Below are 15,944 nucleotides of genomic sequence, written 5' to 3'. Positions count from 1 at the left end.
CACCTACAGTTAACTAGCTGTTTTGTTCTGACACTCTATAAATAACAAAGCTATAAATAACACAGCTATAATGCTATTTTCAATAAAAACCGTTAGCTTTTGATGTCTAACCAATAAAAATAACTAATAAAAAAGTGAATCCGAAGACTCACTTTAATGGCTAAATAATATTGCTAATAAAAAAACTTAAAGACGATATATTATAACGATGGCTTTTACTTATAGTCAGTATAACCACTTATAGAATGAGCAGTTTTTATGCTGACAGGTCTATTTTAGCTATGGCTATCTTTAATGCGCCTCATCCCAATTAGCGCCAATATCAGTCTCAACCAATAGAGGCACGGCAAAATCAACATCCCAGCCCTTATCCTTCGCCGTTACTGCCAGCACTTCTTGCATCGCATCTTTGACTAGCTGGCTGATCTCATCAGCTTTATCAGCATCGACTTCGAACACTAGCTCATCGTGTACTTGTAATAACATCTTAGCATTGGCTTTAGGTAATACTTTATCTACCGCAATCATCGCCAGCTTGATTAGATCAGCCGCTGAGCCTTGTAACGGGGCATTGATAGCGGCACGTTCGGCACCTTGCTTAACCATACGGTTACTATGATGGATATCAGGGGTGTATAGTTTGCGGCCTAATATAGTTTCGATATAGCCTAGCTCATGAGCGCTAGCCCGGGTATCTATCATATATTTTTTGATACTAGGATAACGGTTGAAATACATATCGATATAGTCTTGCGCCTCACCGCGGCTCATTTGTAATTGCTTGGCGAGGCCAAAGGCACTCATACCATACAGTAGGCCAAAGTTAATGGCCTTAGCATTGCGGCGTTCAGTAGCAGTGACCTCATCAATCGCTTTGCCTAATACTTCAGCGGCAGTAGCTGTATGAATATCCAAACCTTCATTAAAGGCACGAGTTAAATTCTCATCGCCGGAGAAATGAGCCATCAGGCGCAGCTCAATTTGTGAGTAATCCGCTGCCAATATGACGCGGCCTTCGGGTGCAATAAAGGCTTGGCGAATAAGGCGGCCAGTTGCGGTACGAATAGGAATATTCTGTAGATTGGGATCAGTAGATGACAGTCTACCCGTACTAGTCAATGCTTGATGATAGCTAGTATGTACGCGATCAGTCTCGCTATCGGCAACCGCATCGAGGGCATCGGTATAAGTGCTTTTTAGCTTCGATAGACTGCGATACTCCAACACAATATCGACTAGGGGGTGGTCAATTTTAGATAATACGGCTTCGCCAGTAGAGTACTGACCTGACTTAGTCTTCTTACCACCACTAACGCCAAGCTTATCAAACAACATCTCGCCGAGCTGCTTAGGTGAGCCTAAGTTAAACTCTGCATCAGCCACTTGGTAAGCTTGCGCCTCTAAAGCGATAATTTGTTCATCAAAGCGCTTTGAGAGCTCATTTAAGAAAGGACGCTTAATCAATATACCTTCAGCTTCCATTTGGCAAAGGATCTCAGCAGTTGGAATTTCTAACTCATGCAGTAGTTTAGTATTGTTAGCGTCATCGGCTAACTTGTTACTAAACACCTCAAATAGCTGGTAAGTAATATCAGCATCTTCACAAGCATAATCACTAGCTATATCGATAGCGACTTGATCAAAGGTTACTTGCTTAGCACCTTTGCCGGCTACATCTTCATAACTGATAGTCTGAGTCTGTAGGTAGTAGCGGGCTAAGTCATCCATACCATGACGAGTAATCGCCGCATTGATGACGTAGCTGGCGAGCATAGTGTCCATTGCCCAGTTGTTTTTATCACTACCTTTATGACTGCTTTGATGAATCTCGCCAACTAAGTCTATATCGTAATGACTTAAAATATGGGCGTCATACTTGAGATGCTGACCAATTTTGCCAATGTTAGCGTTTTCTAAGATAGGTTTTAGGCGGGCTAATACTGTATCACGATCAAGCTGTTTTGCTATTAATTCATCACCCTCTAAGCTATGCGTGAGCGGGATATAGTAGGCTTCATGCGCTCGCATGGCAAAAGATAAGCCAACGATTTGCGCTTTACGCCAATAGACACTGGTAGTCTCAGTATCGATAACGAAGTGCGGTGCAGCTTCTAATTGTGCTACTAAGCTGTCAAAAGCTGGCATGTCTAAAATAGTATGCCAAGCTTTATCTTGGCTACCACTGTTTTTAACATTATCAATCTGTATCGATTGCATTGCTTTGGCAACTTGCGCTTGTGATTCAGCGTTGGCTTGACTGTCTGCTACACTTTGCGAGCCATGCTCATTAGCGTTGGCGGGATGGTTTGGATGATCGAGAGAGGCTAGCTCGTTTCTAAACTCAAGCTCATGGTAGAGCTCACGTAATTCATCGATATGAGCTGAAGGGTCAGTATTTATCTTTAAATCGTTCCAGTCTTGACCAATATCTAAGTCAGTGACGATAGTAGCCAGTTTTGCATTGAAAGGAATATCATCGGCGTTCTCAATCAAACCTTTTGCACCGCGACCTTTGATAAAACCAATATGCTTTAACATATTGTCAATATTACCATATTCAACTAGTAAATCTTTGGCAGTCTTTTTACCGATGCCAGGGACGCCTTTAATACCATCAGAGGCATCACCCATTAAGGTTAAAAAATCAATCATTTGACTAGGCTTGATACCGAATTTTTCGATGACCGCTTGGGTGTCGGTCACTTTACCTGTAAAGCTGTCTTCCAATATGACGCAGTCATTGACCAATTGCATCATATCTTTGTCGCCAGTAGAGATCACCACATGATGACCTTGTTGCACCGCACGATGAGCAAGAGTACCGATGATATCGTCAGCTTCTGCGCCTTCAATGCGTAACAGCGGCAAGCCTAATGCCGTCACTAAACGATGGATATAAGGAATCTGTTCTACTAACTCTATATCGATGGGGGGACGAGCAGCCTTGTAATCAGCAGACATATGATGGCGAAAAGTCGGCGACTTAGTATCGAAGCAGACCGCCATATGGGTCGGGTGATAACGGCGCATCAGCTTTAGCAGGGCATTAAGGGTGCCACGGATCGCATTAGTGATCAGTCCTTGCGAGGTTTGCATAGTTTTTGGCAAGGCATGATAAGTACGAAACAGATAATAAGAGCCATCTACTAAGATAAAAGGCGGTTGATTTTTATCCACGTGACTAGTAGACATAGTCGCTACATTGGGCATACTATCAAAGTTTGGCAAGGCTTTAGGATCGAGCGCTTGATGTGAGTTGTGGTTGCGGTCGTCCATTTTGTCAGTCGTGTGCTCAGTCATAAAGGTCACTTATTATTAGGTATCAGATAGATTAAGTATCAGATAAAAAGATGTCTCTATTATAACCATAAAATCAGTAGTTGCCGAACTTCTCAATAGTTACGATGTGTCTATTAAGCAGCTGCAACTATAAAAGATATGCCCATAAAAAAAGAACCCAGTGCTGACTGGATTCTTTTATTAAATATAACAGTTATGTTAATACTTTTATAGTTCTATGATGCTATTAACGGGTTATAAATGAGGACGATTACTTCACTTCAGAAGTGACTTCGCTATCGATATTACCATGGGTAGCTTTAGAATATGGGCAGACCTCATTGGCTTTTTCGACTAGTTTTTGGAACTCTTCCGCTGATAGCTCTGTGTTTTCAGCGCTAACATGAATTTTTACCGCCAATTGATAGTCGTGGCCTTCACCTTGTAGTAAATCTACTGAAACTTCAGTGGTAGAATCAAATTTAGCTTTTTCCATGCCTTTAACAGCTGCAAGCGCTCCATCAAAACAAGCGGCATAACCCATTGCAAATAGTTGCTCTGGATTATTGCCCTCTTTACCAGATCCTGGTGCGACCATATTGATAGTCAGATCACTGTCTTGCAGACTAGCTTTACCTGTACGACCACCAGTAACCGTTCCTTTGGTAGAATATAATGTTTTCATGATATGTCCTTTTATATGAGTTTATTGTTGTAAATAGGCTTTAGTTAAAACTTAATATATTATCTGCGTTTAATGAATAACAGTAGAATACATTGCTAAGAATAGCAAACCCTGGTCATCACACTATGTAGGCGTGGTAACTCTAAGCTACTAATTTGTAAGTGTGCTGTAGAATAAATCTTTGATAATCGCAAAAAAATAATCAGCCAAGCTTTATATGCAAGTGCTACCACTATTAGGATAAGCTCAAAAATCCCCATGTAAAGGTATCAAATACTAACTTTATAGAGCCTTGAAGGTAAGGTTTTTTGGTCTTATATTGATAAGGTTGTGTGGCTACTAGAACCATTAAGATAGTTGGCAAAAATAGCATGTTAAGCATAAATCCGCTACAATACGCCCACTAAAATCTATCCTATTTATTATTAAACCCTTTATTAAATATTGCTATTTCCTTCCGAAATTTAACCATAAGTTACCGATTATGAGCGCAGACAATAACATCTCTCCAGCTAAGCTTGCCCGCGAGGTTGCTAAACGCCGTACTTTTGCGATTATCTCGCATCCTGATGCTGGTAAGACCACGATGACCGAAAAGCTCCTATTATGGGGTCAAGCTATTCAGGTGGCAGGCGAAGTCAAAGGTCGTAAGACTGACCGTCATGCGACTTCTGACTGGATGAGTATGGAGCAAGAGCGTGGTATCTCTATCACTACCTCAGTGATGCAGTTCCCTTATCAAGATAGTATGGTTAACCTGCTAGATACGCCCGGTCACGCCGATTTCAGTGAAGATACTTATCGTACTCTAACTGCCGTCGATAGTGCATTGATGATGGTCGATGGGGCAAAAGGTGTTGAAGAACGAACGATTAAATTGATGGAAGTGTGTCGGATGCGTGATACGCCTATCATCTCCTTCGTCAATAAGCTGGATCGACAGATTCGTGAGCCCCTTGAGCTATTAAGTGAGATTGAATCAGTATTGAAGATTAAATGTATTCCACTTACTTGGCCTATAGGTATGGGACAAGACTTCATTGGGGTTTATCATTTAACGGAAAACAAAACCTACCTTTATGAAAAAGGCCATGGCGGTGATCTCACCGTAGCGCAGACTCGTGATGGTTATGACTATCCTGACATTCGCGAGCGCTTAGGGGCATTGATGTTTGCCTCGTTTGAAGAGTCGTTAGAGCTAGTACAAATGGCGCTAGAAGATTTCAGTGTCGAGGCGTTCTTAGCGGGTGAGATGACGCCAGTGTTGTTCGGTACGGCCTTAGGTAACTTCGGGGTCAATATGGTACTTGATACCTTAGTTAAATATGCGCCGCCACCAAAAGCGCATCCCACTGAGGAGCGTGAAGTTAAGGCTACTGAAACGGCATTTACCGGCTTTGTGTTTAAGATTCAGGCCAATATGGACCCTCGTCATCGTGACCGTATAGCGTTTTTACGTGTTTGCTCAGGTAAATACGAAAAAGGTATGAAACTACAGCATGTGCGTCTAAATAAAAGCGTACGTATTGCCGATGCTCTAACTTTTTTGGCTGGTGATCGTGAGGCTTTAGAAGAGGCTTATCCTGGTGATATTATTGGTCTGCATAATCACGGTACTATCTCTATCGGTGACAGCTTTACTGAAGGGGAAGAGCTGAACTTTACCGGTATTCCACATTTTGCTCCTGAGCTTTTTCGTCGAGTGGTCTTACGTGATCCACTGAAGTCAAAAGCCCTACAAAAAGGCTTGCAGCAGTTGAGCGAGGAGGGCGCTACCCAAGTATTTATGCCACAGATCAATAACGATTTAGTCTTAGGTGCAGTTGGGGTACTACAGTTCGAAGTAGTAGCTCACCGACTAAAAGAAGAGTACAAAGTACAATGTACTTTTGAGTCAGTGTCTATTGCTACGGTACGTTGGATTCATTGTGATGATGAAGTGGCATTAGCGAAATTCAAACGCAAAGCTCATGATCAATTGTCTATCGATGGCGGTGGGTATTTGACTTACTTAGCGCCTTCAAGAGTGAACCTACAGCTGATGCAAGAGCGCTATCCAGAAGTGACTTTTAGTAATACTCGTGAGCACTAATATTTAGTAATGATCAGTATAAAAAAAGACACGTTTATCGTGTCTTTTTTACGGGTTTAAATCATTGCTTTAGGACGTTAATAGTTTTAACTTTTATAAAAGAAGTTATCAATCAATCAGAGTTAGTTTTTAGGGTGCTCCTGTCGTGCTGCTTCCTGCCATGCTTGGATATGCGGGTTACGTAACATAGTTTGGCAGTATTGCTTTGTGATTAATTTTAGCTCTATTTCTGATGCTTGCGCATAGGTTTGTAGTCTGAGGACAATAGGAGCAAAGAACGCATCAGCAACTGTAAAACCCCCGAATAAATAGCTGTCTACGGGTCTGTTTGCTAGACACTCTGCAAAAATACATTCAATGCGTGCAATGTCGTTTAAACAGGCAGCAGTCGGTTCAATACACAATTTTTCTATGACATTCATAGGCATATCACTACGAATGCCCATAAAGCCGGAATGCATTTCTGCTACGATACTTTGGCAGTATGCTCTATCTGTTTTGAGATTTGGATATGGCTGCTTTGTCTCATTATCAGTTTCGTTATCAGTTTCAAAACTATTATGACCTGACCAAATATCCGTTTTAGTTAGATAATCATTGGTATAAATGGCAATGGCTAAGCTGTCCCAAACTTTGATGGTGTCGCTGTCACCGTTATCTTGTAGCAAAACGGGCACTTTACTTGTTGGTGAATTCGCTTGAAGCACAGACGCTGCTAATGGATCAAGCAAATCAATAAACTGCTCTTCAAAATCAACGTCAAAGGCTTTTAATAGCAACCAAGCACGTAGCGACCATGATGAGTAGTTTTTATTTCCGATGATAAGAACAGGTTTTTTCATAACAATGTCTTATAAGGTTTGGAGAGTAAGTCTCTATTGTATCTGTAAAAGTAATTTTTATTTTTCAAAAAGTATACCTAAATGGGGCTAAGGTAAACTGACTTCTTTTATTCAAGGTTATTTATCATAATCTAATTTATGTTGAACATGTTCCGTTTGCCATATAGGTAGCGAAGCATTGGCTATATAATTAGCACTCTTTCGTCTATCATCCTAAATTGTACGAAATTAATTGACTAGAGACTTTGATCATAGGAAAGAAAATGTCGTTCTTTTATCCTAAAGATGTAGATTTTATGGAGATGTTTGGATGCGAGAGTCATATAGATAATGATGGTTTGCTACAATCCACATTAATTGATACACAAAATAAAAAAATGGTTTTTTCTATCAGTGATATTCAGAACTCAATATCTGCTTATATATATCAAGATGAAGCATTAATATTTAAGATATATGAAGAAGGAGCGATGAGGGTTATGATATATGAGAATCAGATCATTATAGAATATCTAAATTATCAGGATTTATACGCTAAAAGACTGACTATTATTGATGTGTATCCAATATTTAAAATTGACCACTCTACTCTGATAGACAAGGATATGAACCAGCTAAACTAGATCCCTTAAAGATCTTATCATATTAGGGTATAGCTACACCTACACCGAACCAATCAGGTGCTTTCGCTGGTTCGGTACCCTAGTGAGGACTTGAACCTTTCGCTGTAGGCTATTGGTATCAATATTTTTATTTTTTAGATAATTGTAGTGTACTTCACGGTGTACTTTCTGAGCAGCTGATGTTGTCAAAATCAAGGCAAGGCGGAGTATCTAAATAGTGACAAGTGTAAAGACTTTAAAAGTGCTGTCTATAATAATTATCCTAATATTCTTAGCAACCTTGCTGCCAAAATGTGAAACAAGTAGTAATTATTTTCTAAAAATTCATAAAGAAAAAGTTGATGATATTGTTGGATATGAAGAAGATAGAGCATTGTATATAGAAGGGGATAAATACTATTTCATTACCCATGATATCTATCAAGAGTATTATTCTATTATTGAGAGTGCCCCTCGAGATTTGCTGAGTTCTGAGCATTATATATTGAATGCTAATACCAACGAGAAGATGTATCCTCATAAAAACATGTATGTGTTGACTAAAGAAGGATTAAAAAGGACAGATAAAATCCCAGAATTTAATTTAGCAAGTAACGCTGTTAGGTATAATAATACTATTTATTATTTACTTGAAATGCCTGTAGAGAATTTATTAACAGATTGTATAGTTTATAACATAGATAATGATGTTGCCGAAAAAGGATCATCAGGTATCGATACTACTTATACTTATCTAGCGCGTTTCGACAAACCTAACAACCGATTTATCATTGATTCGTCAGCGGCTTATTTATTGAGTGACTTTAATAAAAACTATCAAACTATTCTCAAAGAACAGTCAAATAGTTTAGGATCCAAACGTAGAGATTATAGGCACTATATTATAGACCATACGAAAAATTTTGACTGTGAATTTCAGTTCCCTTGAGGTATACTCCAAGGGAACCAGCTATTGCACCCTTCAAACCTATTAATAGACCACTCAAAACAGACTGGTATAATGGAACTACTCAAATTAGACTATTAGAGGTAGTATCAGCTTGACGCTAATCAGAGAGTGAGGATTCAGTCTCGACTCTCATTATTAACACTTTTAGGGTTATCACCGTATCACCGTATCACCGTATCACCGGTTAGCATCACTCACAAGGTAGGAGCATAATAGCTATTGACCGCATAAACCCAAAAATCGCCTCAACTTAGACATCAGTCAAAAGGCATGCTAACGGTATCTTCTTCATCAGTTATTTTCTATAATTAGCCGCTAATCTGCGACCGTGTCTCAACTTAAACACTGCTATAGAGCGCTGAGCGCACTACCAGCTATCAACACATTTCAAACAAAGATTTATTTATAGATAAGCTATGATTATGAGAACTAAGCAAGCTATTTATTAATCAATTAACTAGTAGAGTTTACAATGTCATTTAATCTATTGCTTAATAATCATAAGACAAACGCTGGCTTTTTCAAAAGCTCTTTATTAGCGTCTGTTATGGGATGCTTTTCATTACTTAGCCTCTCTGCCAACGCTAGCACTCTTATTAGCAGCACAGAATATATTGATTATGAGCTGCCTAAGACTGTGCAAGATCAATGCTACAAAAAAAGTAATTGCCCAGAGATTGAGGTTAAATATCTTAAGACTAATCATGATTGGATCAATAACATAGTTAACGCTCGTATTAATAATTTGGTCATCAATAGTAAGCCTAGTGAGTCGCCAGTCAATAAATCGACTACTATAAAAGCGGCAAAGTTGGCTATCGATGACTTTGCCCGGTCGCAGTTTAAAGATATGCCAGCTGATAGCTCAGGGTCTTATAGCTTACTGGTTAAGCCTGAGTACTTAGGTCATGTACAGAAGGGTCATGTACAGAAGGGTCATGTACAGCAGGGTCGTGTACAGCAGGGTCGTGTACAGCAGGGCCATTTACAGCAAGGTAGTACAAAGTCGACCCAAACTGAAGATTTTGAGCTGTTTGAGATCAACTCTTATGTTTTCACTGGTGGTGCTCATGGCATGCCGCTTAGCGAGTACTTAATATTTGATGTTAATAGTAAAAAGCAAGTAACACTGGCAGATATGCTGCAACTAGGTAAGCAATCACGCTTTAAAGCGCTGGCTTATCAGGCCTATAAAGAATGGGTTAAGACAGTTGATGAAGATGTCAGTAACTATGAGAAAAACTGGCCTTTTACTCTGAGTGATAATGTGACTCTAACAGATAAAGGCATTAATATTCGCTATCAGCATTATGATATCGGCCCTTATGCTTATGGTATGCCAGTATTGAGCATTCCTTATGCTAAGCTTAGCGGCATCATTAAACCTAGTTTTTTAGCAAAATAATAAGGCGCCACAAAAGCTATCGATAAACCGTTACAGGGTAGTTAAAAACATTTAAAAGTTAAATCAAAATCAAGGAGCAAGACAATGAGTGATCAATTGGGTCAACAGGATTCATCGAATAGCGATAAACAAGGGTTAAACTGGCAGCTAAATGCGCTGACCGAAGCGCTTGGTAACTTAACATTAACCGTTACTGATAGCTTGTCAATTGGCCGTGGCACTGATAATGATGTGGTGTTGGGCAGTAAAGAAGTATCGCGTAACCATGCCCTACTCAGTGTGTTAAATGGCGAGTTATATGTTAAAGATTTAGCCTCATCTAACGGCACTTTCATCAATGATGAACGTATCGAAAGCAATCAGTCCACATCAGTGCAAGTCAACGATACTCTTGGCTTTGCTAGCTTTAGTTTTAAAGTGACAACCCCAGCAGCTGGTATGGTTAGCGAGTCTAATTTGCTCACTGGGTCAGATGGGGTTAATGAAGCTGATCTAGTTACTGAGTCTAATGTAGTTACTGAAGCTGATGCGGTTAGTGAAGACGATTTATTTAATGAAGTCGATGTAGTTAGTGAAGCTTATATAGATGCTGATGCTAGTATTAGCAGAGACATAGTTACTGAAAACGATTTTGATGCTGGTATTAATACTGTCACTGATGTTAATACTGTCACTGATGTTAATAGCGTTGAGACAGTTAGCAGCAACGACACTTATAACGATATAGAAAAGTTATCGGCTGGAACGGCGAGCACTGCAATAACGGACACTATCACTACTCCAGTAATAGAGCCAGCCACAGTAGAGCCAAGTGTAGTTGAAGAGACGGTATTAGAAAACTATGCGTTAGCCAATCAGACTGCTGAACCAGTAGCAAATTTAGAGCAAAACCCCGATGCGCTACCAATCACTGAACCAGTTAGCGCTGAGGAAGTTAGTGAGCACTCATTAGTTCAGCAACCGATAGTTGAACTACCTTTAGTCACTCCATCGACAGAGCCAGTAGTCAAATCGACTATGATAGCCGAGGTATTGGCCTCAGCAGCTATGCCGAGCGTGGTTACTGAACAAGAAAAAGTGCTTGCCGATGAGATACCTAAACAGCCCTTAGCAGCAGCGTTGCCAGTCAAAGAGCCTGTCGTTAGCGAACCTATTATCAGTGAGCCTATGACTAGCGAGTCGATAAACAGTGCAGCAGTGAGCGATGAACCGCTTATCCATGAGCAAGACGCTTATCAACAGCCTGTAGTTAGTCCTGAGCATGACAAGACTACCACCACCGCGCTGCAAGAAGAAGCCGATCCAGATGTATTGCGAGCGAAACAAGCGGCAACTGGGCAGTTCTCAGGGACCGCTAATTTAGGCCAAGGTCGCGACTTAGGTACTCAAGGCAACAATGCTATGGATCAAGCTCTGGATAACTCAGCCAATGGCGCGCATTCAGACAAAAAGCCTAGTGGCACTTGGTTTATTTGGGTATTTATTGCGATTATCATTGTGGGATTAGCCTTATGGCTGTTCAATATGGGCGGTGCGTAACTTTCTTATCCTATAATTTTGTTCAATGAATAACCGCTAGTAAGGAGTGCTGCAGTAGCGACTCAATACCTGCTATTGCGGCCTTAGCCTAGCTAGTATATAAAAGGGTCTCTAGAGTGCAGTAAAGGCGTTTATTCGACTATTTCTGAGCTCTTAAGACACCGTTAATAGCTCGGCAAACGCTGGCCTACTTTAAATACCGTCTAGTAACCCTCATTACTTATAAAGCTCGCTAGTTTTGCTATACTGGCGGGCTTAACTATGTCACATACTTTATGGCCTAATAGCCTATTTTAATTTGTATTCAAGCCTTCGTTATAGCGTGTCACGCTTATATCTTATAAATGTAGTGTCAAGAGACTGTCGATTATGATGACCTTTGAAGAATATCAAGCCTTTAAACATGGAGGCTATAGCCATGTTCCCTTAGTGAAGAAGCGATTAATGGATGCTCAAACACCCGTTTCTGTGTTCTCTAAAGTGCGAGACTTGAGCGGCTCAGCTTATCTGTTTGAGTCAGTAGTAGGCGGGGAGCGTTGGGCACGATATTCGATGATTGGCTTAGGTAGTGATCTAATCTTGCAGTACGCTGATGGCATTATGACTATCAAAAAAGATGACCAAATCGATAGGGATGCAGTAGCAGATCCTTTTGATTACATTCGTCAGCTTATGAAGCAGTATAAGATGCCGACAGAAGATGAAGTGGCCGCTCTACCTAGTTTTAGTGGCGGCTTAGTCGGCTATTTTGGTTACGACATGGTCAGAGTGATTGAGCCTAGTGTGGGCCTATCTAATGCCCCGAATACTATGTCATTACCCGACATGTGGTTGATGTTATCGATGAGTGTGATTGTCTTCGACAACTTAGAAAACACTCTATCTATTATCGTTTATGCTGATTGTAATACCGAAGATGGCTACGGCACCGCTATCCGTGAGTTGGAAAAAATAGAAGATAAATTAGCAGAAATGCCAGATTTAAAGGCGCCAATCATGCCTACGCCAAAGTTTGTCTCGCAAACTGGTAAAGAAAAATACTGCAATGATGTTAATAAAATAAAAGAGTATATCTTTGCCGGAGATGTAATGCAGGTAGTGCCTGCACAGCGTTTGACAGCTGATTACAAGGGTGATTCATTAGCCGTTTATCGTGCATTGAGATTCTTAAACCCATCGCCTTATCTGTTTTTGGTGCACGGCTACACTTTAGATGATCATAAGCGCTTCGATATTATTGGCGCTTCGCCTGAGATTTTATCCCGCATCGAAAATGGTAAAGTGACGGTAAGACCGCTCGCTGGAACCCGTAAACGTGGGATAGATGAGGCTGAAGATTTGGCATTAGAAAAAGAGCTGCTGTCAGATACCAAAGAAATTGCCGAACATTTGATGTTAATTGATTTAGGGCGTAATGATATAGGTCGTGTCTGTGAATATGGCAGCGTCAAAGTCACTGAGAAGATGTTTATTGAGCGTTACTCGCAAGTGATGCACATCGCCTCTAATGTCGAAGGTACAGTACTACCTGGTAAAGATGCATTAGATGTTTTCTGTGCTACTTTCCCCGCAGGTACCCTATCAGGAGCACCTAAAATTCGTGCAATGCAAATCATCGATGAGGTTGAACCGGTACGTCGCACAGTGTTTGGTGGCTCAGTCGGCTATCTAGGTTGGAATGGCAATATGGATACCGCTATAGCGATTCGTACCGCAGTAATGCGTCGTGGCAAAATACATATCCAAGCAGGGGCAGGAGTAGTCGCTGACTCAATCCCAGAATCGGAATGGGATGAAACTAACAAAAAAGCCTTAGCATTGGTTAAAGCGGTAAAAATGGCTTGTGACGGTTTACGCATTCGTTAATATTTAAGCAGTGCTACCCTAATTTACTGATGTTAGTGATTATTAGGGTGGCTAAGTCAAAAGCAAACTGCTAATCACGATGTTTTTTTACAAAAAAAATGCAGTGTAATCAAAAGCTTAAAAATTAATTTCAATAAAATGATAAAAAAATAGAAATAAGGGTTGTGTTTTATAATATATTTGATAGAATACACCCCACTTTGAAAGAACAAGCCGACTTAGCTCAGTTGGTAGAGCAACGCACTTGTAATGCGTAGGTCGCCAGTTCGAACCCGGCAGTCGGCACCATTTCTTTCAAAGTAACCTAAGGTGGGATTGGGGAGCGGTCAAACCCAACAGACTGTAAATCTGTCGCGAAAGCTTCGAAGGTTCGAATCCTTCTCCCACCACCATATTGTTTTAAAGTTTATCCTAGCGCCAAGCAGGCTCTTAAGTAGTCTAATATAGAGCCATTGCGGGTGTGGTATAATGGTAACACCTTAGCCTTCCAAGCTAATGACGCGGGTTCGATTCCCGCCACCCGCTCCATATATGTGCTATAAGTAAACTAGATAGATACTGCCAAAATAACCACCCAATAATTAATCACGACAATCAGCTTTTATGAATTGTTTCGTGATATTTTTTTATAAGCTGTCGGCTAATTTGTCAGTCATTTAAAAATATGCTCATATAGCTCAGCGGTAGAGCACTCCCTTGGTAAGGGAGAGGTCTTGAGTTCAATTCTCAATATGAGCTCCATTTATTATTAAAGCTTATGATGTTTACTTTATTAAGCTGCTATAATCTATTTTCGATATAGTGATCGACATTGTTTTCGAAATACAAATATCGGTTAGGATGAATCGCTTTATAAAGTTTATGACATCATCAAAAATCATAAAATCAATTCGGTAGTGATAAATTAAAGGTGACACCGAGGTGTTGCCTTTTAGTGCTGTCAGTAGCATATATTTTGCTTTTTGACCCTAAGCATTAACGAGAGTAAACTGCTTCTAGCAACCTTGATTGTTAATAATATTGATTAACTAGTCGATTGCTAAAAAATGATGGTGATTTAGAGTTTTTGCTAATAATATTTTACTGAACAAAAAGTTGATACTGAGATTGAAAAAATCAGTCTCGTACCCATATATTAGCTAAGTTTATAGACCCTATTTATTAGATAAGCCATAGCGTCAACGGTTTGATGGTTATAAATCTATCATGAGCCGTCAAACAGCTATTCATTAATCTTACTGTTTATTGTTTTTTAAGCATAAAGATTCACCAATAAAAGAGGAAATACCCATGGCAAAGGCCAAGTTTGAACGCAAAAAGCCACACGTCAACGTCGGTACTATTGGACACGTTGATCACGGCAAAACTACATTAACTGCTGCTATTGCAACGGTTGCGGCTATCACTTCAGGTGGCCATGGCAAAGGCCAAGTTTGAACGCAAAAAGCCACACGTCAACGTCGGTACTATTGGACACGTTGATCACGGCAAAACTACATTAACTGCTGCTATTGCAACGGTTGCGGCTATCACTTCAGGTGGCGAAGCCAAAGACTACGCGTCTATTGACTCAGCTCCAGAAGAAAAAGCACGTGGTATTACGATTAACACCAGTCACGTAGAGTATGACACTGAAGCTCGTCATTACGCTCACGTTGATTGCCCAGGTCACGCCGATTATGTTAAAAACATGATCACTGGTGCGGCACAAATGGATGGTGCTATTCTTGTAGTATCAGCTACTGATGGTCCTATGCCACAGACTCGTGAGCACATCTTGCTTTCACGTCAGGTTGGTGTACCATACATCGTCGTATTCATGAACAAATGTGATGTTGTTGATGACGAAGAATTGTTAGAACTAGTAGAAATGGAAGTTCGTGAATTACTTAGCGACTATGATTTCCCAGGTGATGACACTCCAGTTATTAAAGGTTCAGCAACTGAAGCGCTAAAAGGCTCGCAAGAAAAATATGGTCAGCCTGCTATCGTAGAATTGCTAGGTATCCTAGACACTTACATTCCTGAGCCTGAGCGTGAAATCGATAAGCCTTTCCTAATGCCTATCGAAGACGTTTTCTCAATCTCTGGTCGTGGTACGGTTGTAACTGGCCGTGTTGAGTCTGGTATTGTTAAAGTCGGCGACGAGATCGAAATCGTTGGTATCCGTGACACTCAAAAAACCACTTGTACTGGTGTTGAGATGTTCCGTAAACTGCTTGACGAAGGTCGTGCTGGCGAAAACTGTGGTGTCCTACTACGTGGTACTAAACGTGAAGATGTGCAACGTGGCCAAGTACTAGCTAAGCCAGGTTCTATCACTCCACATACTAAGTTTGACGCTGAAGTGTATGTATTGTCGAAAGAAGAAGGTGGTCGTCATACGCCATTCCTAAACGGCTATCGTCCACAGTTCTACTTCCGTACTACTGACGTAACTGGCGCAATCCAATTACAAGACGGTACTGAAATGGTAATGCCTGGTGATAACGTTGAGATGGGCGTAGAGCTTATCCACCCAATCGCTATGGACAAAGGTCTTCGCTTCGCTATTCGTGAAGGCGGCCGTACTGTAGGCGCTGGTGTTGTTGCTAACGTAAACGTTTAAGACTTAACCTCTGGGTTAACGCTTAATCAGTTAGTCAAAAGCCACTCTCTTTATTG

General features: G+C 40.6%; 10 protein-coding genes, 4 tRNA genes and 1 pseudogene. 12 read left to right on the top strand and 3 right to left on the bottom strand.

The genetic code is table 11. From position 1 onward, the window contains the following. Positions 1-291: 291 nt before the first annotated feature. A complete protein-coding gene (gene polA, locus KPY62_RS06110) occupies positions 292-3,276 on the bottom strand; it encodes a DNA polymerase I (RefSeq protein ID WP_216583173.1) in 2,985 nt (994 codons plus the stop codon). Between the two features lie 274 nt (positions 3,277-3,550). Then, positions 3,551-3,964 carry an Ohr family peroxiredoxin gene (locus KPY62_RS06105; protein ID WP_201621885.1) on the bottom strand — a complete coding sequence of 138 codons (414 nt, stop codon included), beginning with the start codon at positions 3,962-3,964 and terminating at the stop codon, positions 3,551-3,553. Between the two features lie 484 nt (positions 3,965-4,448). Between KPY62_RS06105 and KPY62_RS06100 the strand changes: the two genes are divergently transcribed. Then, positions 4,449-6,056, top strand: coding sequence for a peptide chain release factor 3 (locus tag KPY62_RS06100; protein WP_216581230.1), 1,608 nt, complete (start codon positions 4,449-4,451; stop codon positions 6,054-6,056). A 122-nt stretch (positions 6,057-6,178) separates the two neighbouring features. On the opposite strand, the gene KPY62_RS06095 is transcribed toward KPY62_RS06100, so the two are convergent. Beyond that, the gene (locus KPY62_RS06095; protein WP_216581229.1) at positions 6,179-6,898 is read right to left on the bottom strand and encodes a glutathione S-transferase family protein; all 720 of its coding nucleotides are present in this window, start codon (positions 6,896-6,898) and stop codon (positions 6,179-6,181) included. Positions 6,899-7,161: 263 nt separating this feature from the next. On the opposite strand from KPY62_RS06095, the gene KPY62_RS06090 reads away from it, so the two are divergent. The 11 genes and pseudogenes from KPY62_RS06090 (at position 7,162) to tuf (ending at position 15,888) form a co-directional block, all read left to right on the top strand. Next, on the top strand, positions 7,162-7,521 hold the full coding sequence (locus KPY62_RS06090; RefSeq protein ID WP_216581228.1) for a hypothetical protein: 360 nt from the start codon (positions 7,162-7,164) through the stop codon (positions 7,519-7,521). 217 nt (positions 7,522-7,738) lie between these two features. Then, positions 7,739-8,449: a hypothetical protein gene (locus KPY62_RS06085; RefSeq protein WP_216581227.1), complete on the top strand. Its 711-nt coding sequence runs from the start codon at positions 7,739-7,741 to the stop codon at positions 8,447-8,449. A gap of 568 nt (positions 8,450-9,017) precedes the next feature. Continuing rightward, positions 9,018-9,875, top strand: a complete 858-nt coding sequence (locus KPY62_RS13715) for an RsiV family protein (RefSeq protein WP_228730586.1) — start codon at positions 9,018-9,020, stop codon at positions 9,873-9,875. Between the two features lie 84 nt (positions 9,876-9,959). Beyond that, positions 9,960-11,414: an FHA domain-containing protein gene (locus KPY62_RS06075; protein ID WP_216581226.1), complete on the top strand. Its 1,455-nt coding sequence runs from the start codon at positions 9,960-9,962 to the stop codon at positions 11,412-11,414. 369 nt (positions 11,415-11,783) lie between these two features. Next, positions 11,784-13,280, top strand: coding sequence for an anthranilate synthase component I (trpE, locus tag KPY62_RS06070; protein ID WP_216581225.1), 1,497 nt, complete (start codon positions 11,784-11,786; stop codon positions 13,278-13,280). A 212-nt stretch (positions 13,281-13,492) separates the two neighbouring features. Beyond that, positions 13,493-13,568 (top strand) — tRNA-Thr (locus tag KPY62_RS06065). Between the two features lie 20 nt (positions 13,569-13,588). Further along, positions 13,589-13,672 (top strand) — tRNA-Tyr (locus tag KPY62_RS06060). 62 nt (positions 13,673-13,734) lie between these two features. After that, positions 13,735-13,808 (top strand) — tRNA-Gly (locus tag KPY62_RS06055). A 138-nt stretch (positions 13,809-13,946) separates the two neighbouring features. Further along, positions 13,947-14,021, top strand: a tRNA-Thr gene (locus tag KPY62_RS06050). Positions 14,022-14,570: 549 nt separating this feature from the next. Continuing rightward, positions 14,571-14,685 (top strand): annotated as a pseudogene (locus KPY62_RS13885) (GTP-binding protein); the annotation flags it as partial. 12 nt (positions 14,686-14,697) lie between these two features. Then, positions 14,698-15,888, top strand: coding sequence for an elongation factor Tu (tuf, locus tag KPY62_RS06040; RefSeq protein WP_216581223.1), 1,191 nt, complete (start codon positions 14,698-14,700; stop codon positions 15,886-15,888). The last annotated feature ends 56 nt before the right edge of the window (positions 15,889-15,944 follow it).

This window comes from Psychrobacter sp. TAE2020, assembly GCF_018919485.1.
GTDB lineage: Bacteria > Pseudomonadota > Gammaproteobacteria > Pseudomonadales > Moraxellaceae > Psychrobacter.
Note: the sequence above shows the minus strand (reverse complement) of the source record. Positions and strands in the feature narration are given on the sequence as shown.

Bases quoted from the DNA above. Each gene is read 5' to 3' on its own strand.
- polA (WP_216583173.1), bottom strand. From the start codon at position 3,276: ATGGACGACCGCAACCACAACTCACATCAAGCGCTCGATCCTAAAGCC.
- KPY62_RS06105 (WP_201621885.1), bottom strand. From the start codon at position 3,964: ATGAAAACATTATATTCTACCAAAGGAACGGTTACTGGTGGTCGTACA.
- KPY62_RS06100 (WP_216581230.1), top strand. From the start codon at position 4,449: ATGAGCGCAGACAATAACATCTCTCCAGCTAAGCTTGCCCGCGAGGTT.
- KPY62_RS06095 (WP_216581229.1), bottom strand. From the start codon at position 6,898: ATGAAAAAACCTGTTCTTATCATCGGAAATAAAAACTACTCATCATGG.
- KPY62_RS06090 (WP_216581228.1), top strand. From the start codon at position 7,162: ATGTCGTTCTTTTATCCTAAAGATGTAGATTTTATGGAGATGTTTGGA.
- KPY62_RS13715 (WP_228730586.1), top strand. From the start codon at position 9,018: ATGGGATGCTTTTCATTACTTAGCCTCTCTGCCAACGCTAGCACTCTT.
- KPY62_RS06075 (WP_216581226.1), top strand. From the start codon at position 9,960: ATGAGTGATCAATTGGGTCAACAGGATTCATCGAATAGCGATAAACAA.
- trpE (WP_216581225.1), top strand. From the start codon at position 11,784: ATGATGACCTTTGAAGAATATCAAGCCTTTAAACATGGAGGCTATAGC.
- tuf (WP_216581223.1), top strand. From the start codon at position 14,698: ATGGCAAAGGCCAAGTTTGAACGCAAAAAGCCACACGTCAACGTCGGT.